Consider the following 18,584-nt stretch of genomic DNA (forward strand, 5'->3'; position numbering starts at 1 on the left):
CTTTTATCTATAATAAGGAAAACGAGCTTAAACTCGGCATAAGCCCAATCCAAACCACCGCTCACAGGACCACACTCAATATCACCGCAACCGATCAAAACAATAAAGGCAAACAAGGCACCTTTTCAGTAGCCGTCATCAGCGAAAGCAAAGTACAGCCCGATGAAAACGAAGAAAGCACCATCATCAACAACCTGCTGCTCACCTCGGAACTAAAGGGCTATATCGAACAGCCCAACTATTATTTTACCAATACCAATGAACAAACCAGAGCAGCTTTAGACAACCTGATGCTGACCCAGGGCTACCGCAGATATGAATGGAAACAAATACCGGATACCGCCAGCAATACAACAATCAAATATCAACCCGAACGGAGCCAGGAGATCAGCGGCATCCTGACCGCCCCCGGCGGTAAACCGGTACCTAACGGCAAAGTTACCCTTGCCGCTATCAAGGAAAAGATATTCAGGGACACCACGGCCGATGAAAAAGGACACTTCACTTTCAACAACCTGTACATCAGCGATACCACCACGCTGGTACTACGGGCACGGAAGGCCAACAAAGGCAGCAATGTACTGATCAAAGCCATACCACCGGATTACCCGGGGTTAGAACCCACGAACAACATAGAAACAATTGCTAATACCGATACCCTAAAAGCACAGCAACAATACAAACTATATCAGCAGGAGCAAAAAGATTATATCTACAGGAATGGCAAGACCTTGAACACTGTTACGATAAAAGGTTTAAAAAAGAAGAAGGAGCCTGACCTGCAATTTTCTTCTAACCTGAATGGAGCCGGCCGTGCGAACCAGGTGATTATGTATGATCAACTGGGAAATTGTATTGATCTGGCCGACTGCCTGAACGGAAAATTGTTAGGCGTAACTTTTACTACAGATGGACACGCCCGCAATTTGCGTAGTAAAAGTCTTGGCAAATCTCCAAATATGTCCATTATTATTGATGGGATCACGTTGGATGCAGATAATGCATCTCTGAATGACATAAATCCCAACGATGTATATAGTATTGAAGTATTGAGGAGCGGAGCATATTTAGCCATTTACGGTTCAAATGCGCCTGGTGGCGCCTTAGTGATAACCATGAAACACGGCAATGTAGGCACCGCCTACTTTAGCCAAACGCCGCCTAATGGTATTGTAACCATAAAGTATGGTGGCTTTCACAAAACCAAAGCTTTTTACCAGCCAAAATACGCACCAAAAGCCGATAGCCCCGAGAGTGCCCGCACTACCATTTACTGGAACCCCAATATGCTTACCGATAAAGATGGCAATGCATCGCTTGAATATTTTACGCCGGATGTAAAAGGAACTTACCGGGTGGTGATAGAAGGTATTGATGACGATGGTGATTTGGGCAGACAGGTGTATAAATACGAGGTAAAATAACAATAATATCATTTTCGTTTTGAAAATGGAGTTATATATTTTGACACTTGCGTACGGGCAATTTTATATATTTGTCGCAGAAGTTGCCATACTTTGAACAAGGAGTGGTAACCTTATTGCCGAAATAGCTCAGCTGGTAGAGCAATTCATTCGTAATGAATAGGTCGCAGGTTCGAATCCCGTTTTCGGCTCTTTTTATTTACTTGTTATTAGCCTGCAATCGCTTGCTCTTTAGTTTGCTGGCTTACAGTATTCGCTGCATCAGCTGATGGCAGCGTAAAAAAGAAGTTGCTACCCTTTCCTGGTTTGCTGGTCACCCAAATGGTGCCGTTGCTTTTTTCGATAAGGTCCTTGCAAAATAATAGCCCCATACCTGTGCCCGATTCATTGTGCGTACCGGTTTTGCTGTTTACCTTGCTTTTGAAAAGTTTTTTGGATTGTTCGGCCGTCATTCCCTCACCGGTGTCTTTGATGCTGATGAGGACGTTATCCCCGTCGCGTTTTGCCGAAACTTCGATCACATCCTTATCTCGCGAGAATTTGATAGCATTGGTGATCAGGTTACGCACCACTATCCTTACCGAATCCGGGTCGGCACAGGCATTCAGTTCCTGCGGAACGCTGTCTATCAGCGTTATCCCTTTGCCCTGCGCCTGTTCATAATAATGTTCAGTTTCGCGCGCTACAATTTCTTTCACCGGGAAGCATTTTGCGGCACGGTCAAAGTTCTCCATCTGGCTGTTGATCCAAAATAACAGCGTATCGAGGAAATCAGATGTGTAATCCAGTTTTTTCAATACATCAGGTATCATGCTCAGCATTTCTTCATGCGAGATCGAATCGTCCTGCAGTAAGCCAAACAGTCCCCGCAAGGTGCTCAGCGGAGCCCGCAGATCATGCGCAAGTATAGCTATCAGCCTGTCTTTTAAGATGTTCAGGTCATTAAGCTTAGCCGCCTGGGTATCCATGTCGGCTTTTTGTTGTAATATTTCGGAGTTCTTGTGTGCAAGTACCGAACTTACCCGCTGCTGTTTCCGCTTTTCGTTATAATAGATGCCTGTGATAACTACCATTGCCATGATCACAACCAGGAAGATCATAATAGTAAGTCGCTGTGCGCGCGAATTTTGTTTGTACAGCAGATCTTTTTCGTGCTGCTGTTCGGCCAGCAAACGCTGTTTAACAGCAAAGCTAAGTTCGAAATTGTAAGAGGTAAGTTTTTGTATGCTTTCGTTGTCCTTCAGCTTAGTTTTCAGATCAAGATACTCATTCAGTGCCTTATAGGCGTCGTTTATTCTGCCCAGGCCCGCCAGCGTTTTATTAAGTTCCAATGCAGCGTTTACCCTGATGGACAAGTTGCCCAGTTTGACGCCTATCTGCTGCCCTTTAACCGCGTAAGGATAGGCCGTCCGGTAATCCTTTTGCATGTTGTATACCGTTGCAAACCCTATAATGGCATAAGCCTGGTTGTATACTATTTTATATTTCTCGGCTATACGCAACGAGGTGTCCAGGTAGCTTAGCGCTTTTGGAAAATCCTTTTTGTAAGCATAACACAAACCAAGATCGGTATATACGGAACTCAGGCCGTCCTGGTCGCTTTGTTTCTTTGCTATGTTATTTGCTTTGTTAAGATAAACGATTGCTTTTTCATAATTATGCTGGGCAACTAAAACCTCGCCTATGTTTTCGTTCAAAATTCCCAATACCTGTAAATGATCGGTTCCCTCGTACATAGCAAGCGATTTTTTGTAATATTCAAGTGCATTGGGATACACCTCCATATTCTGTAGTATTACCCCGATATCGTTATACAGATCAGCCGAAAACTCACGATAATGGTTCTTCACGGCTATAAAAAGACCTTTGTAATAATAGTCAAGCGCCTCAGACAGTTTTCCCTGGCTAAAATAAACGATGCCGATATTCTTGTAACTATCGGTTAAGGCGTACTCATCATTTGCCTGCTTATTAATGGCCAGCGCCATGTTCAGGTATTTCAGCGCTTGCGAATAATCAGCCAGGATATTGCACATGCGCCCATACTGCAGGTAACACGCTGCTAAACCCGCGTTATTGTTTAATTTCTTATAGATAGCGATCGCCTCATCAAAACATTTGACAGCCGACTCCGACTTGCCCCTTACGTAATCCACATGGCCTGCCTGCACCAACCCGTCGGCAATGCCGGTTTCGTAGTTTATTTCCCGGGCTATGTTTATTGCCTGGTTGGCGTAATAAAATGTAGTATCCGGGTCGGATGAGAAGCGCGCAGCGGCAAGTTTGTTTAGCCGGTTTACGGTCGACGTGTCATTTAATTGTTCACCTGCGGCGAAACCGCTGGTTACCGCAAGCATCAATAATAACGATATAAAATATTTCAATACAGCCATCAATTTGCAATTCCTTTATACGATGGCATGGCTCATTAAGTTTACAAATATTTAATAATATGGTGTACAAAAATAGCGGCGGGACGAATCATAGGTGCTGGTTCACAAATTGTTGCAATACCAGGGCGTGGTTGTGTTCGGTGTCGCTGGCAGCAAATAACAAAGTTACTGTATCGTGCTTGCGGGTATCCGATAAAAGCTCGCCGATGGCAGGCGATCTATTTAATTCAGCGAGATAAGCCGGTACAAATTGCGCCCATTTTTCGGGCTGGTGATTAAATCGTTTCCTTAATTCGGTAGATGGCGCCACCTCTTTCATCCATTTATTTATATGCGCATTTTCTTTTTTTATTCCGCGTGGCCACAGGCGGTCAATCAATATACGGTAACCGTCGGATTCTGAGTAAGGATCATAGATCCTTTTTATATTGACATTTGACATACTGAACAGATCAATTTGTTAAATTTACAACTAACGATATTAATTTTGCTGATTTTGTACTGAAACCGATGCCAAAAGAAGAAGTAAACGACCTTGTGAAGTTTCTGCTGCCTTACCCCGACAAGGTAAAGGCCGCGGCGCTATGGCTGCGCGAATTTGTATGGGACCTGTATCCGCAAACCAACGAATTGATCTACGATAACTACAACGCGGTAGCTTTTGGCTGGTCGCCTACGGACAAGGCGGGGGATGTTTTTTGCAGCATAGCGGTTGCAAGCGATCATGTGAATTTTGGCTTCAATCGCGGTGTGGACTTCCCCGATCCGCAAAAGGTTTTAATCGGCAATGGCAATCAATACCGCTACCTGCAGGTTAGGGAAAAAGATGATTTCCCCGCAGCGTACATAATACAATTGCTTGATTCTGCCTATCAGAATTCAATAGCAAGAATGAAACCACAGAAAAAGCCAATTAGCGGACAAACTATTGTAAAATCGATCTCACCTGTAAAAAGAAGGCCAGGATTTAGTTAACCAGTGATCGGTCGATCAGTGGTTAGTTGTTTCCTAAAGAAAAAGAATGTTATTTAGCATATCATTATACCAGTTAACTAATCACCAGTTAACTAATCACTAACCCCATGGACCTCGAATTCAATAAAAATGAAGATATAAATAAACAGCTTGTTTTTGAGCTGAACACGCGCCTGAAAAAGGTTTATGAAGGTGGCGGGGAAAAAGCAGCGGCTAAACAAAAGGAAAAAGGCAAAATGCTTGCCCGCGAGCGTGTTGCTTATCTGATAGACAATGATAAACCATGGCTTGAGGTAGGTGCGTTGGTAGCCGATGGTATGTATGCCGAGCACGGTGGCTGCCCTTCGGGCGGTGTAGTATGTGGTATCGGTTATGTTTCGGGCAGGCAATGCGTAATTGTGGCCAACGATGCTACCGTAAAGGCCGGTGCCTGGTTCCCCATCACCGCTAAAAAGAATTTAAGGGCACAGGAAATATCCATAGAAAATAAACTGCCTATTATTTACCTCGTCGATTCGGCCGGGGTTTACCTGCCCATGCAGGACGAAATATTCCCGGATAAAGAGCACTTCGGCCGCATTTTTCGAAACAATGCCATCATGAGCAGCATGGGTATTGTCCAGATAGCCGCTATTATGGGTTCCTGCGTGGCGGGCGGGGCCTATCTGCCCATCATGAGCGACGAAGCCATGATTGTTGAAGGTACGGGTTCAGTTTTCCTGGCGGGATCGTATCTCGTCAAATCGGCCATTGGAGAGGACGTGGACAACGAAACACTTGGCGGCGCCACCACACATTGCGAAATATCGGGGGTAACCGATTACAAGCAACCCAATGATAAGGCCTGTCTCGATTCTATCCGCAATATCATGAGCATGACCGGCCATTCCCCGGAAGCGGGTTTTGACCGCATCAAATCTGCGGCCCCAAAGCTGGATGAAAAGGATATCTATGGCATATTGCCCGATACCCGCGACAAGCCTTATGATATGCACGATATTATCCTTCGCCTGCTGGATGATTCGCAATTTGAAGAATATAAAACAGGCTACGGTCAATCTATCATCTGTGGTCTCGGCCGTGTGGATGGCTGGGCGGTGGGTATTGTGGCTAACCAGCGCAAGGTACTGAAATCGAAAAAAGGCGAGATGCAGTTTGGCGGGGTGATCTATTCCGATTCGGCGGATAAAGCCACCAGGTTTATTATGAATTGCAATCAGAAGAAAATACCCTTAGTTTTCCTGCAGGATGTTACCGGCTTTATGGTCGGCAGCCGCTCCGAGCAGGGCGGTATCATTAAGGACGGCGCCAAAATGGTGAATGCGGTTTCCAATTCCGTTGTGCCGAAATTTACTATTGTTATTGGTAACTCCTACGGCGCAGGCAACTATGCCATGTGCGGCAAAGCTTATGATCCACGTCTCATCTACGCCTGGCCCTCGGCCAAAATAGCGGTTATGGGTGGTTCGCAAGCGGCCAAAACCTTGCTGCAAATACAGGAATCAGCGATGAAAGCAAAAGGCGAGGTGGTAGACCCCAAAAAGGAAGCCGAACTGCTAAAACAAATAACAGATCGTTACAATTCCCAAACCACGCCATATTATGCTGCGGCCCGGCTTTGGGTTGATGGTATTATCGATCCCCTCGAGACCCGAAAAGTAATATCGATGGGCATTGAAGCAGCAAACCATGCACCGATAGAGAAGCAATTTAATGTGGGGATAATACAGACGTAGATTAGTAATCAGTTAACTGGTGATTGGGGTTGATATAGTGCTTAAAAGTGAGTATTTATCCCAAAATCTTTTTGATCCGCTTAACCACGGTTCAAATTCGTTAACTTCATTCCTTCATTCAATACCCGTGTATGCATCACCACATCTATCGTGAATTGATCACTGCAATAGGAGGGCTGCTTTTTATTATGATCGGCATTACCCGCCAGCGAGAACGTATGCGTTTGATACGCTCAGGCAAAAAGGCTGAAGGGGCCTTGCTGTACACCACGCTTATCATTGCCGGGATGTGCCTGCTTGTTTTTGCTGTAGGCCTTTTCATTTACGAATCGGGTCATTATCACGTTTAAATTAAATTTCTATCTTTCCGCTTATGAAAAAATTGTTGTTGCTTTCTTTTCTGCTGCTTCATATAGCTGTCTATGGGCAAAAAATACTAAAAGTTGAAAAAGTTACTGACGCTTGTACACATATCACCGGTAATAATTTTATTGGCGTAATTTTTTCTAAAGAATACTCTCATCAATATTTGAGTCCAATAAGGTTCTCAGGAGTGATTTATGCGGAAGATGATAATGTTTCTAATAGAGATGTTCTTGATAAATATCAAAGATTTTCAGCAGATACTTCCGATATTCTTTTGAGTGAAACTTTACTTCAGGCGAACTTAAGGAAGGTAAATAAAAAATTAGGTTCACCCAAATATTGGCGAGGGCCGATAGTGTACAAGCATTTGGAAAAATATGCAAGACAATATTTCGGATTCCTTAATGAAAGAAACGAAAAAGTAATTTTTATATATTCTTACTGGGACTATGAAAAGAACGAAAAGCCTTATTTTGACGACACCTTTCATTTCGTTTTTGATGGTGGAAGCTATTTTTGGCAAATTAAAATCAATTTAAAAACGCACCAATTGTATGATTTTGGTGTTAACGGATCAATATAAAATCGATAGTTTTCACCATGAAAAAACTGCCACTGCTGCTGCCGCTGCTGCTAACCTTAACGGCATCTGCCCAAAACGCCAAACAGATACACCAAAAAGCTATCCTGGTGGATACCCACAACGATGCTTTATCCAACGAACTTATCACGAAGGCCGACCTGACCAAAAGGCAATCCACCGGCAACCTCGACTTGCCGCGTGCTAAGGAAGGCGGATTGGATGTGCAGGTGTTTTCTATTTGGTGCGGTGGCGAATATGGCAAAGGCAGGGCCTTCAAAATGGCCAACCGCGAGATCGACTCGCTATATGCGCTCATAGGCCGTAGTAAAGGAAAAGCGGTACTGGTGCGCAATGCTTATGAACTGCAATCTGCCGTAGCTAAAGGTCAGTTTGCTGCCATGATAGGCGTAGAAGGCGGCCACATGATAGAAGACAGGATGGATTACATTGATGCCCTTGCCAAACGCGGCATGAAGTATTTGACTTTAACGTGGAACAACAGCACATCGTGGTCCACCTCAGCCGCTGATGAGACGCATCATATGGATTCACTCAAACGCGCCGGGCACGTAGGTTTAAGCGATTATGGCAAGCAGATCGTTCGTCACCTGAACGACTTGGGTGTGATGGTGGATGTATCGCATGTAGGCGAACAAACTTTTTACGATGTTATCGCCACAACCAGCAAGCCGGTTATCGCCTCCCATAGCTGCGCCTACACGCTTTGCCCAAACCAGCGTAATATGAAGGACGCACAGCTAAAGGCGCTGGCCAAAAATGGCGGCGTAGTATTTGTGAATTTTTACAGTGGTTTTGTGGACAGCGAGTACATGCACAAGGAGAGCCAGTTTTTGCGCGACCACCGTGCCGAGCTCGACTCACTTGAAAAAATATACCACGACGCCGACCTGGCCAAGATAAGGCTGGACGTGATCTACCAGGCCGCGTCGGACAAGATTCGCCCGCCGCTGAGCCTGTTGATAAAACATATCGATTATATTGCAAAGCTGATTGGGGTCGATCACGTGGGTATAGGTTCAGATTTCGACGGCGCCGAATCCTATCCTTTGGGTATGAACGACGTAACCGATTATCCGAAGATAACTGACGAACTATTAAAGCTGCACTACAGCGAAGCTGATATTGATAAAATATTAGGTGGCAACTTTATCCGCGTGTTGAAAGCAAACACAGGCAAATAGTGTTTACAACTATGTGTGCTGTGCAGAACTTTACGGCTGCCTGACTAATAAAATCTGCTTTTTTAGTAAATTTGTACTCATTTTTAAATTCTGATGTCACAAGAGAACGAACACGTAAAATGCCTGATCATAGGTTCTGGTCCCGCGGGTTATACAGCGGCCATTTATGCCTCCCGCGCCGATCTGAAGCCTGTTTTATATACTGGCCTGCTTGCTGGCGGACAGCTTACCCAAACTACCGAAGTGGAAAATTACCCCGGTTACCCTGATGGGATAATGGGCCCTGCTATGATGGAGAATTTCGAAAAGCAGGCTGCACGCCTGGGCACCGATATCCGTTTCGGCTATGTAAGTTCAGTTGATTTTTCTAGCACACCGCATAAGGTAGTTATTGACGATACAAAAACCATCCTGGCTGACACCGTGATCATTTCAACGGGTGCCTCGGCCAAGTGGCTGGGTTTGGAGTCCGAACAAAAATATAATGGTTTCGGCGTATCGGCTTGTGCCGTGTGCGATGGTTTCTTTTTCCGTGGTCACGATGTAGCCATCGTTGGTGCCGGCGATACCGCTGCCGAAGAAGCCACCTACTTAGCTAAATTGTGTAAAAAGGTATATATGCTGGTAAGGCGCGACGAATTCCGCGCCTCCAAGGCCATGATGCACCGGGTAATGCATACACACAATATCGAGGTGATCTACAATACCGAAGCAAAAGAGATCATCGGCGACGGCCAGGTAGTGACAGGTGTGAAAGTGTTTAACAACAAAACTAACGAAGAAAAAGTATTGGATGTAACCGGTTTCTTTGTGGCTATCGGTCACCATCCTAACACCGAGATTTTCAAAGGCTGGATAGATATGGACGAGAATGGCTACATTATTACCCAACCCGGTTCAAGCAAAACCAATATCGAAGGTGTTTTTGCCTGCGGCGATGCACAGGACCATGTTTACCGCCAGGCGGTAACCGCGGCAGGTACCGGTTGCATGGCTGCTATAGATGCCGAGCGTTATTTAGCTGCGAAGGAACATGCTATTCCCGCATAATTAGGTTTTGGAACATATAGTTTGTAATTTTATAAAAAACATTAAACTATGGGAAAAGGTGATAAGAAATCAAGGAAAGGTAAAATTGCAATGGGTTCGTTCGGTAAAAGCCGGCCGCACAAGCTGAAAAAGCAGGAAGAAGCAAAGCCTGAAAAGAAATAAGCGACAAGCCACTCGCATTGCACGGGTGGCTTTTTTGTTTCGCTTTTTTTACAATAGATGAAACACTATTTTTTCAAAATCCGTTAACTTCACCACCTTGATTAAAAAACTGGTAGCCCGCTATGTATAAAACTATTTTTGCCCTGTTCCTAACCTCTCTCGCATTTACTAATATAACCGCCAATGCGCAGGATAACGACCCGAATATGGGTATTGTTCCCGCACCTGTTTCGGTAAAGAAAGCTACCGGCCAGTTTGTGCTGAGCCAGGAAACGGTATTGTATGCAGATAGTAATACCAAAGCGGTAAGCTTTTTTACCGATTATATTCAAAACAGGCTTAACTTGCGCACACAGCTTAAAATAGGCGATGCGGGCAGCGCAGCCAACAGCATAGTACTTACCGCAAAAGGGACTGAAGGCCTGCCCGAACAGGGCTATCGTTTAACCATCACCCCGCAGCAGATCATTATTGCCGGGAAAGGCGCAGGCTTGTTTTACGGCATTCAAACCGTATTGCAATTGATACCTGCCGAAAGGACCGCCTCCATCAAAATACCTTGCGCGACGATAGAAGACTATCCGCGTTTTGGTTACCGCGGTTTGATGCTGGATGTTTGCCGCCATTTCTTTTCAGTCGAGTTCGTTAAGAAGATGATCGATGTAATGGCCTATTACAAGCTGAACAATTTTCATTGGCATTTGACCGACGACCAGGGCTGGCGTATCGAGATCAAAAAGTATCCGAGACTGACTGAAATAGGCAGCCAGCGCGCACAAACTGTTATCGGTAATTATCACGACCGCACCCCGCAGCAATTTGATAACACCCCTTATGGCGGTTATTATACACAAGATCAGATTCGCGATGTGGTAAAATATGCCGCCGACCGCTATATCAATATCGTTCCGGAAATAGAAATGCCCGGTCATTGCATGGCTGCACTGGCTGCTTACCCCGAGTTAAGCTGTGATCCGTCCAAGGCGTATAAAACCTATGAAACCTGGGGCGTGGTAAAGGACGTTTATTGCCCGTCGGATAAAACTTTTGATTTTTTACAGGATGTGTTGACAGAGGTGATGGACCTGTTTCCCAGCAAATACATCCACATCGGCGGCGATGAGGTACCCAAGGATGCGTGGAAAAATTCTGCCTTCTGCCAAAAACTGATCAAAAAGTTGAAGCTGAAGAATGAGGAAGAACTGCAAAGTTACTTCATCCAGCGGGTGGAAAAATTTGTGAATTCCAAAGGCCGCAGTATCATAGGCTGGGACGAAATATTAGAAGGCGGATTATCGCCAAACGCTACAGTAATGAGCTGGCGCGGCGAAGCAGGCGGTATCGCGGCAGCAAAACAAAATCATAATGTGATCATGACACCTGGGAGTGGTGGTTTATACCTCGACCATGCGCAGGCGAAGACCGGCGAACCGGTAGGTATCGGTGGTTTTACGCCATTGAGCAAAACCTACAGCTACAATCCTACACCCGCCGCGCTGACGCCCGATCAGCAAAAGTATATTGAAGGCGTACAGGCCAACCTATGGACAGAATATATCCCGACAGAGTCGAAGGTAGAATATATGTACTTCCCCAGGGCGCTTGCGCTGGCCGAAGTAGCCTGGACACCGCTTGCGAATAAAAACTTTAAGGATTTCTCTGAGGTGCGACTTCCGGCACAGTTAGCCTTTTTAGATAGGAATAATTATGACTACCGGGTTCCCGCAGCTATAGGCGCTTGCGATACGGTTACATTTGGTTCACAAATGAGCGTTCAATTAAAACCATCCGTAGCCGGTGCCAAAGTATTTTATACGATAGATGGCTACGCTCCGCGCGAAACAGATATGGAATATCGAATGCCAATGACTTACGATGTGCCGGCAGGCCAATACCGCGACCTGGAAACGATCGTTATCACTCCTTCAGGAAAACGCAGCCGTGTCACGCACTCGGTGATGTATAACAAAGCGGCCCTGGCGCCTGTGGCTTACCAGGGTACAACGCAGGGGTTGAAATATCAATTACTTCAGGGCACGTTTGACAACACGGGCGAATTTAAAGACGCGGCAGTTATTGACAGCGGCGTGGCCAAAAACTTTAATATTGCAGAATTGCGAAAGAATAAACCGTCATTCGGCGTAATATATAATGGATATTTGCGTATAGATACCGACGGTGTCTACCAGTTCTCGACCAAATCGGACGATGGCTCGGTCTTAACCATCGACGATCAGCCAATTGTAAACAACGATGGAAAGCATCCGTTAATGGAACAGGGTGGCGCCGTAGCATTGCAAAAAGGCTATCATAAATTTACTTTGAAATATTTTGACATAGGTTCGGTTAGGGTGTTGAAGGTATACATGACCATGCCCGGTAAACCCAAAAGTGAGTTGTCTCCCGAATCGATGTTTAACTAAAATATAATATGACTGCAAAGTTCTGCTTATCGGGGTTAACAGGTTTTTTGCTGATAGCCGCCGGCTGCACCCATCAAGACCAAAAAGCGGAAACGCCGCCTGTGCCCGCCAAAAAGCCCGATTATGTTGCGCCTTTTCGCTACCATAAGCTGGTCGAGGTTTCGCCTGGCCAGGATTATGATATATTAACCTGGGGCAGAGGATCGGCCACCGCAGGTTCGTTCCTGATCCTGCACTCCGATTCATCAGGTAAAAAATACACAACCACTACCGGTGATATTGATGGAACTATTGTCGACGTTTATAATTCAGATATGGACCTCGATGGTAACCCCGAGATACTGATACACGCACGCGGCACCGACAGTACCAACTACGCCACTATTTACGCCTTCGAATTTAGTGGCAGTAGAGCCAATAAGCTTGATTTTCCGAAGCTAACCAAATCGCAGAGAAAGGGTTATAAGGGGGCCGACAACTTTTATATCAAAGAAGGAAAATTCATGCGCGAATTCCCCATCTTCGACGGCACCGGAAACGATGCCAAAGCTACCGGCGCAAAACGCGTACTGGAATACGGCTTGCGCAATAACGACTTCACTGTAAAACAGTTAAGCAAGGATTCGGCAGATAATAAATCCAATAGCCCGACTCCGGTTGCTGCAAAAACCAACTCCGATCAAAAGAAAAACAATTCTTCCAAATCAGAGAAAAAATCGTCGAAGAAGAAAACCACTGAAAAGTCGGGGAAAAAGAAGAAAAAGCATCATTCGTGACGGATACATTGAATTTCGTACTTACCGGCAGATGTGCCGAAGGGCAAACGGATTATGGTGACTCAATAGAGTTCAACCAATCATCTCCGTCATCTCTTTCGCGTTCCAAACCCCAACGGCATCATAGTCATTGTTAAAATAAAACCAGCCCTCTCTTTCTTTTTTGTCGCCCTTAACCGCCTCAACAACTTTCTGCAAAAAATCTTTTGAGTACGGCGAACGATACAAAACCGGCACACCGTGAAACCGGTAATAAACCGACGGCGTATTTTTGATCACATCATCCGGCAGCAAAGGATGGCTTTGCCCGCAAAAGGTGATGTTATGTTCGGCTAAAGTTTGATAAACATCCTTACGCCACCAGCTTTCATGCCTGAACTCTGTTACATTGTTAAACGATGGGTTTAGACTTTTGATAATACGATCCAGCCGTTCTTCATTATAACTAAACCTTGGTGGCAACTGGAATAGTACCGGTCCCAATTTTTCCTGTAACCCATCGTTTATAGTTCCATAAAAATCGGATATCATCCGTGCGGTGTCGTGAAACTGTTTGAAATGGGTAATAGCTTTCGGGGCCTTTACCGAAAAACGAAAGTCGGCAGGTGCTTTATTATACCAGTTTTGCAAAAAGGACAATTGCGGAAAACGGTAAAAAGTGACATTCAACTCTATTGTTTTAAAATGTTCACAGTAATAGCCAAACCAGTTTTTAATGGCCATTTTCTCTGGATAAAACTTCCCGCGCCAATCCTTATAATGAAACCCCGAACAACCGATATGCCATTCCATGTGAAATAAATAGAATACCTGTATCGTTTGTTTTATTTGATATGCATTTGCACATTTGCATATCTGCACATTCGCACATTAATAAATGCAATTCCTATATCCGGCCTTCCTTTTTGCACTCGTTACCCTTGCTATACCGGTTATCATACACCTGTTTAATTTCCGCAGGTATCAAAAGGTATATTTCAGCAATGTGCAGTTTTTAAAAGAGGTTCAGGAACAGCAGGCATCCCGCCGAAACCTGAAAGAACGACTCATACTTGCCTCGCGTCTATTGGCACTTTTATTCCTGGTATTGGCTTTTGCCAGGCCATTTATTCCGGGTAAAAATGTAGCGAATGCCGGAAAGCAGCATGTGGTCAGCATCTTTGTCGATAATTCTTACTCCATGCAGGCGCTCAACCGCGAAGGCAGCCTTATCGACGAAGCCAAACGCCGCGCCAAGGAGATCGCGTCGGCATATAGTATAAATGACAGGTTTCAGTTGTTAACGCAGGATTTTGAAGGGAAACACCAGCGTTTATTAAGCCGCGACGAGTTTAACGACGCGGTGGATGCCGTAAAGATCAGCCCTGAAAGCCGGGGCTTGCAGCAGGTGGTGGACAGGCAGCAAAATTTGCTTGACGAGCAACACGGCGCCGTTCGTTCGGCTTATATCATATCCGACTTTCAAAAAAATATATCGGGCGATAAGACGGTTAAAACTGATAGTTCGGTTCATTACAGTCTTGTTCAGCTAAAGGCAAGCGAATTGCCCAATGTGGCGGTCGACTCGGTTTGGCTGCTTGCTGCGGTACATCGCCCCGGCGATGGCGAAAAGCTGGTTGTGAAGCTGCACAACTATGCGGGTGAGAAGGCGGAAAAGATCCCGCTGAAACTTGTCATCAAAGGCACTCAGAAAGCATTGGGTAGCTTTTCTGTCGATGCCCGTTCGGTACAAATAGATACCCTGTCCTTCTCAGGCTTGCAAAGCGGCTGGCAACAGGGCGAGATACAACTGCAGGATAACCCGGTCACCTTTGACAACCAGTTCTATTTCACCTTTAATGTGACGCAGCAGTTGCCAATCCTTTTGATCGATGGCGGCACGGTAAATCCTTTTTTGAAAGCTGTTTTTGATACCGACCCCTTTTTCGCCGCAAAAAGAGTTACAGACGGAAACGTTGACTACGCCGCGCTGAACACTTACCCGCTTATCATTATCTCCGATGTGAAAACACTGTCAACAGGGTTGGCACAGCAATTAAAAGCTTATGTGTCAAAAGGCGGTACGCTGGCGATGTTCCCGGCCGCTGATGCAGATTTAGTTAACAACAAAGCCTTTCTGCAATCCGTAAATGCGGCCTGGCCTGACAAATTGGTAGAAGGGCAGGTGAAAATTTCGGCCATCAATCTGCAAAACCCGGTATTCAAAAATATCTTCGAGAACTTCCCCCAAAATCCGGACTTGCCTTCTGCGAATAAGTACTACCAGTTAAGCTCAACCGCAAGGGGCGAAAGCCTGATGCAATTGCCTGGCGGACAGCCGTTCTGGTCGGGCTTTAGCAACGGTAAAGGCAAAGTGTATGTGTCGGCGGTTCCGTTGGACAACGATTACAGCAACCTGCAGCGTCATGCGCTATTTGTGCCTATCATGTTTCGCATAGCCCTTTTAAGCGGACACGATCAGCCCCTGTTCTATACATTAGGGAGTGATGAAAGTATTGCTGTGCCGCCGGTGCAGCTGAGTGAAAAACAATTGCTGAAGTTGACAAAGGGCGATCAGTCCATAATTCCCGATGCACGGCAGCAGGGGGGAGGCACCGTTTTATTTATATCGGATCAATTGCAGGAGGCCGGCAATTACGATTTGAAAAAGCAGGATAGTACCATTGCCGTGCTGGCGTTTAATAATAACCGAAGCGAGTCGGACATGAGCTATTTAGCCTCATCCGATCTGAAAGCTTTATTCCCGCAGGCTGGCAGTGTTTTGCAGCCGGGACAAGCCTCGTTAAAGGGCCAGGTGGCCGAAATAAATTTTGGCCTGCAATTATGGAAACTTTGTATAATTTTGGCATTGATCTTTCTGGCTGCGGAAATATTACTTGTCAGGTATTATAACCCTGGTAAACAGCGGTTTCCGCAAACAGCGTAAGTCAAAGTATATTCCATCCCAAAACAGCGCAAATGAATTTGCTTATTAAATCCGCGACCATCTCCGACCCGGGTTCACCCTTTTACCAGCAAGTTGCCGATGTATTGATCGAAAAAGGGCAGATCGTGAGGATCGCCAAAAAGATCAGTGCAGACGTTGAAACTTTTGACGCCCGGGGAAAACATCTTTCACCGGGTTTTTTTGACCTCAATTGTAATATCGGCGAACTTGGCCTCGAAACCAAAGAGGATCTGAAAACCGGTACCCAGGCTGCGGCGTCGGGCGGGTTTACCGGCATCGCCCTTATGCCTAACACACAACCCCCGGTACATTCCAAGGCCGAGATCGAATATTTAATGAATAGGGCTAAAAACAATCTTGTAGATGTGTATCCCCTGGGCGCAATATCGCACAAAAGGGAAGGCAAGGACCTGGCCGAGATGTACGATATGTACCAAAGCGGTGCAAAGGCGTTTACAGATGGCAACCGCCCGGTACAGGATGCGGGCCTGATGGAGCGTGCACTGCTTTACACCAAGGGTTTTGAGGCGCTGGTGCTATCCTACCCCGAGGATACCGCAATAGCAGGTAAGGCCAAAGTGCACGAAGGCGAAGTAAGCACGCTGCTGGGTATGAAGGGGATCCCTTCGCTGGCTGAGGAACTGATGGTGGCCCGCGACCTTTACCTGGCCGAATACACAGGTTCAAAAATACATTTCACAACCATATCCACCGAACGGTCAGTTTCGCTGATCAAAGAAGCGAAGAAAAAAGACTTGCCTGTAACCTGCGATGTTGCGGTACACCACCTGCTGCTTACTGATGAAGCCCTGATGGGCTTTGATAGCCAGTATAAAGTAAAGCCGCCGCTGCGTACCAAAAAAGATGTGAAGGCGCTGCTTGCGGGCCTAAAAGACGGCACCATTGATGCCATTACCTCGCAGCATACACCGCACGAAGTGGAATTTAAAAATGTAGAGTTCGAGGTAGCTGAATTTGGGATGATAGCCTTACAAACAGCCTTTTCTATTGCGCTGGCGGCTGGGCTGTCTGTAGATGCCATTATTGAGAAGATGGCCATTAACCCGCGAAAGATATTGGGTTTGGATGTGCCGGTGATAGCCGAAGGCAGCGAAGCTAACCTGGTTATTTTTGATGAAAGTGCGGAATGGACGTTTGATAAGACGAATAATCGATCAAAATCATATAATTCTCCCTTCATGGGGCAAAAACTTAAGGGTTCAATTTTGTTAACTATAAATAACAACAAGCTATTTAAATCCTAAAACAATGATCGACCCAAAAATTGAGTCAGCCATACAGGCAGCCCTGGCCGCTTATTCAAAATACAATGATTTTGACGCTACCAAATTGAGCCGCAATTTTTTCGAAGTATTTTCTTCGCCGGAAGATTTTATGCGAAAAGTTGATATGCTTGACGAGGTTTTTGATGAAAACCCTCAGTTCGAAGCTATGCGCGAGGTGTTCTTTGACCTCTTGCTGATCAATTTCTTTAGTGAGGATGTAAAAAAGCTCGAAGATGATTACTTGGAAACCAAGGAGTGGGAAAAGATCGAAGAGCAAACACTCGACCGCGGTACGGAGTTGCTGAACTTGCTGCTATATTTAAATGAATGCGAAGACGAGGACATTGAGCCCGAACTGGAAGATTACCTGAAAGAGTTTTTACTGGTTGATGAGGACGAGTTCCAGGACGAGCACCGCATTTACGAACCGGTGATCGTAAACCAAGTACTGATGGAAAGCCCGGTGGCTGAAATTGGCCGCGTGGCGCAGCTTTTGCCTGCCGATTCGGAGATAAAGGAAATATTTTACCCGATGATGTGTTTTTTCCAAAATACAGCGCCGTCAGCCGCCGACAGGGACGAGATCGCAAAAAATGCTGTTGATAAGGGCTTTGATATGGCAGTAATTGGTATATTAGGGTCGTTCATATAAACCTAAAACACGATAAAATGGAACAGCTAAAACCAAATCCCACAAAAGTTGCAACTAAATGGGCGCTTATTAACCTCCTTGTGTCAATTGTACTTACCTACATTATACAGTTCGTAAGTACCGATCCTAACTCGCCGTTAAAGTACTTAGGGTATCTGCCTTTTATCATCTTTTTAATACTGACACAAAAGGAATTCAGGGACCAGCAGTCTGGCTATCTAACCTTTGGAGAAGGCTTTTCTGCTGGCTTTAGGTATGCCGTGTTCACCAGCATTTTACTGGCACTGTTCACATATGTATACCTGGCCTTTTTAAGTCCTGAGATCATGCAAAAGGCTGCAGAGCAAGCACGTGCACAGATGGAAGCCAAAGGGATGTCGAGCGAAGATATTGACAAGGCGATAGGTTATACCATCAAGTTAGGGCCGATAATTGGAGCATTTGTCTTGGCTATAATAGATACCATCATCGGTATTGCTGTTGCCCTGGTGGGCGCGGCTATCTTTAAAAAGGAACGTTCAGCTTACGACCCCGAGCCTCCTGCCGACCCAACAGTTTAATGTGAGATAAAACTCATAAAAAAAGACGCCGTGAAATAACCGCGGCGTC

General features: G+C 45.5%; 17 protein-coding genes and 1 tRNA gene. 15 read left to right on the plus strand and 3 right to left on the minus strand.

Annotated elements, in window-relative coordinates; all coding sequences use genetic code 11:
• Both VL525_RS00030 and VL525_RS00035 read left to right on the plus strand, forming a co-directional pair.
• On the plus strand, positions 1–1,424 hold a 1,424-nt coding region (locus tag VL525_RS00030), incomplete at its 5' end, for a TonB-dependent receptor plug domain-containing protein (RefSeq protein WP_325381998.1).
• A gap of 118 nt (positions 1,425–1,542) precedes the next feature.
• Positions 1,543–1,615, plus strand: a tRNA-Thr gene (locus VL525_RS00035).
• Between the two features lie 18 nt (positions 1,616–1,633).
• On the opposite strand, the gene VL525_RS00040 is transcribed toward VL525_RS00035, so the two are convergent.
• Both VL525_RS00040 and VL525_RS00045 read right to left on the minus strand, forming a co-directional pair.
• Complete coding sequence (locus tag VL525_RS00040; RefSeq protein WP_325381999.1) at positions 1,634–3,817, minus strand: tetratricopeptide repeat-containing sensor histidine kinase; 2,184 nt, start codon at positions 3,815–3,817, stop codon at positions 1,634–1,636.
• A gap of 88 nt (positions 3,818–3,905) precedes the next feature.
• Positions 3,906–4,259, minus strand: coding sequence for a DUF488 domain-containing protein (locus tag VL525_RS00045; RefSeq protein ID WP_325382000.1), 354 nt, complete (start codon positions 4,257–4,259; stop codon positions 3,906–3,908).
• Between the two features lie 68 nt (positions 4,260–4,327).
• Between VL525_RS00045 and VL525_RS00050 the strand changes: the two genes are divergently transcribed.
• The 9 genes from VL525_RS00050 (at position 4,328) to VL525_RS00090 (ending at position 13,090) form a co-directional block, all read left to right on the plus strand.
• A complete protein-coding gene (locus VL525_RS00050; RefSeq protein ID WP_325382001.1) occupies positions 4,328–4,792 on the plus strand; it encodes a DUF1801 domain-containing protein in 465 nt (154 codons plus the stop codon).
• A 107-nt stretch (positions 4,793–4,899) separates the two neighbouring features.
• On the plus strand, positions 4,900–6,528 hold the full coding sequence (locus tag VL525_RS00055; RefSeq protein ID WP_325382003.1) for an acyl-CoA carboxylase subunit beta: 1,629 nt from the start codon (positions 4,900–4,902) through the stop codon (positions 6,526–6,528).
• Positions 6,529–6,659: 131 nt separating this feature from the next.
• Positions 6,660–6,878: a hypothetical protein gene (locus tag VL525_RS00060; RefSeq protein ID WP_325382005.1), complete on the plus strand. Its 219-nt coding sequence runs from the start codon at positions 6,660–6,662 to the stop codon at positions 6,876–6,878.
• Positions 6,879–6,901: 23 nt separating this feature from the next.
• Complete coding sequence (locus VL525_RS00065; RefSeq protein WP_325382007.1) at positions 6,902–7,477, plus strand: hypothetical protein; 576 nt, start codon at positions 6,902–6,904, stop codon at positions 7,475–7,477.
• A 17-nt stretch (positions 7,478–7,494) separates the two neighbouring features.
• A complete protein-coding gene (locus tag VL525_RS00070; RefSeq protein ID WP_325382009.1) occupies positions 7,495–8,679 on the plus strand; it encodes a dipeptidase in 1,185 nt (394 codons plus the stop codon).
• A 93-nt stretch (positions 8,680–8,772) separates the two neighbouring features.
• The gene (gene trxB / locus VL525_RS00075; protein ID WP_325382011.1) at positions 8,773–9,729 is read left to right on the plus strand and encodes a thioredoxin-disulfide reductase; all 957 of its coding nucleotides are present in this window, start codon (positions 8,773–8,775) and stop codon (positions 9,727–9,729) included.
• 48 nt (positions 9,730–9,777) lie between these two features.
• Positions 9,778–9,891 carry a 30S ribosomal protein THX gene (locus VL525_RS00080; protein WP_325382013.1) on the plus strand — a complete coding sequence of 38 codons (114 nt, stop codon included), beginning with the start codon at positions 9,778–9,780 and terminating at the stop codon, positions 9,889–9,891.
• Between the two features lie 122 nt (positions 9,892–10,013).
• On the plus strand, positions 10,014–12,314 hold the full coding sequence (locus VL525_RS00085) for a family 20 glycosylhydrolase (RefSeq protein ID WP_325382015.1): 2,301 nt from the start codon (positions 10,014–10,016) through the stop codon (positions 12,312–12,314).
• 8 nt (positions 12,315–12,322) lie between these two features.
• Entirely contained in the window at positions 12,323–13,090 is a 768-nt protein-coding gene (locus tag VL525_RS00090; protein WP_325382017.1) for a hypothetical protein, read from the plus strand.
• Between the two features lie 72 nt (positions 13,091–13,162).
• Here VL525_RS00090 and VL525_RS00095 read toward each other — a convergent pair whose 3' ends face one another.
• Positions 13,163–13,882: a DUF72 domain-containing protein gene (locus tag VL525_RS00095; protein ID WP_325382019.1), complete on the minus strand. Its 720-nt coding sequence runs from the start codon at positions 13,880–13,882 to the stop codon at positions 13,163–13,165.
• An 85-nt stretch (positions 13,883–13,967) separates the two neighbouring features.
• Here VL525_RS00095 and VL525_RS00100 point away from each other — a divergent pair, with 85 nt between their 5' ends.
• The 4 genes from VL525_RS00100 to VL525_RS00115 are packed head-to-tail and all read left to right on the plus strand — an operon-like array spanning position 13,968 to position 18,535.
• Positions 13,968–16,016: a BatA domain-containing protein gene (locus VL525_RS00100; protein WP_325382021.1), complete on the plus strand. Its 2,049-nt coding sequence runs from the start codon at positions 13,968–13,970 to the stop codon at positions 16,014–16,016.
• 32 nt (positions 16,017–16,048) lie between these two features.
• Positions 16,049–17,302 (plus strand): dihydroorotase, encoded by a 1,254-nt coding sequence (locus tag VL525_RS00105; RefSeq protein ID WP_325382023.1) that lies wholly within the window; start codon positions 16,049–16,051, stop codon positions 17,300–17,302.
• A gap of 4 nt (positions 17,303–17,306) precedes the next feature.
• Positions 17,307–17,975, plus strand: coding sequence for a hypothetical protein (locus VL525_RS00110; protein WP_325382025.1), 669 nt, complete (start codon positions 17,307–17,309; stop codon positions 17,973–17,975).
• 17 nt (positions 17,976–17,992) lie between these two features.
• Positions 17,993–18,535, plus strand: coding sequence for a DUF4199 domain-containing protein (locus VL525_RS00115; RefSeq protein WP_325382027.1), 543 nt, complete (start codon positions 17,993–17,995; stop codon positions 18,533–18,535).
• Positions 18,536–18,584 lie beyond the last annotated feature (49 nt).

It is taken from the genome of Mucilaginibacter sp. (assembly GCF_035492695.1).
In the GTDB taxonomy this organism is placed as follows: Bacteria; Bacteroidota; Bacteroidia; order Sphingobacteriales; family Sphingobacteriaceae; genus Mucilaginibacter.

Excerpts from the sequence above, each read along its gene's own strand:
- VL525_RS00105 (WP_325382023.1), top strand. The coding sequence starts at position 16,049 with ATGAATTTGCTTATTAAATCCGCGACCATCTCCGACCCGGGTTCACCC.
- VL525_RS00080 (WP_325382013.1), top strand. The coding sequence starts at position 9,778 with ATGGGAAAAGGTGATAAGAAATCAAGGAAAGGTAAAATTGCAATGGGT.
- VL525_RS00070 (WP_325382009.1), top strand. The coding sequence starts at position 7,495 with ATGAAAAAACTGCCACTGCTGCTGCCGCTGCTGCTAACCTTAACGGCA.
- VL525_RS00055 (WP_325382003.1), top strand. The coding sequence starts at position 4,900 with ATGGACCTCGAATTCAATAAAAATGAAGATATAAATAAACAGCTTGTT.
- VL525_RS00110 (WP_325382025.1), top strand. The coding sequence starts at position 17,307 with ATGATCGACCCAAAAATTGAGTCAGCCATACAGGCAGCCCTGGCCGCT.
- VL525_RS00090 (WP_325382017.1), top strand. The coding sequence starts at position 12,323 with ATGACTGCAAAGTTCTGCTTATCGGGGTTAACAGGTTTTTTGCTGATA.
- VL525_RS00065 (WP_325382007.1), top strand. The coding sequence starts at position 6,902 with ATGAAAAAATTGTTGTTGCTTTCTTTTCTGCTGCTTCATATAGCTGTC.
- VL525_RS00060 (WP_325382005.1), top strand. The coding sequence starts at position 6,660 with ATGCATCACCACATCTATCGTGAATTGATCACTGCAATAGGAGGGCTG.
- VL525_RS00115 (WP_325382027.1), top strand. The coding sequence starts at position 17,993 with ATGGAACAGCTAAAACCAAATCCCACAAAAGTTGCAACTAAATGGGCG.
- VL525_RS00085 (WP_325382015.1), top strand. The coding sequence starts at position 10,014 with ATGTATAAAACTATTTTTGCCCTGTTCCTAACCTCTCTCGCATTTACT.
- VL525_RS00095 (WP_325382019.1), bottom strand. The coding sequence starts at position 13,882 with ATGGAATGGCATATCGGTTGTTCGGGGTTTCATTATAAGGATTGGCGC.
- VL525_RS00045 (WP_325382000.1), bottom strand. The coding sequence starts at position 4,259 with ATGTCAAATGTCAATATAAAAAGGATCTATGATCCTTACTCAGAATCC.
- VL525_RS00100 (WP_325382021.1), top strand. The coding sequence starts at position 13,968 with ATGCAATTCCTATATCCGGCCTTCCTTTTTGCACTCGTTACCCTTGCT.
- VL525_RS00040 (WP_325381999.1), bottom strand. The coding sequence starts at position 3,817 with ATGGCTGTATTGAAATATTTTATATCGTTATTATTGATGCTTGCGGTA.
- trxB (WP_325382011.1), top strand. The coding sequence starts at position 8,773 with ATGTCACAAGAGAACGAACACGTAAAATGCCTGATCATAGGTTCTGGT.
- VL525_RS00050 (WP_325382001.1), top strand. The coding sequence starts at position 4,328 with ATGCCAAAAGAAGAAGTAAACGACCTTGTGAAGTTTCTGCTGCCTTAC.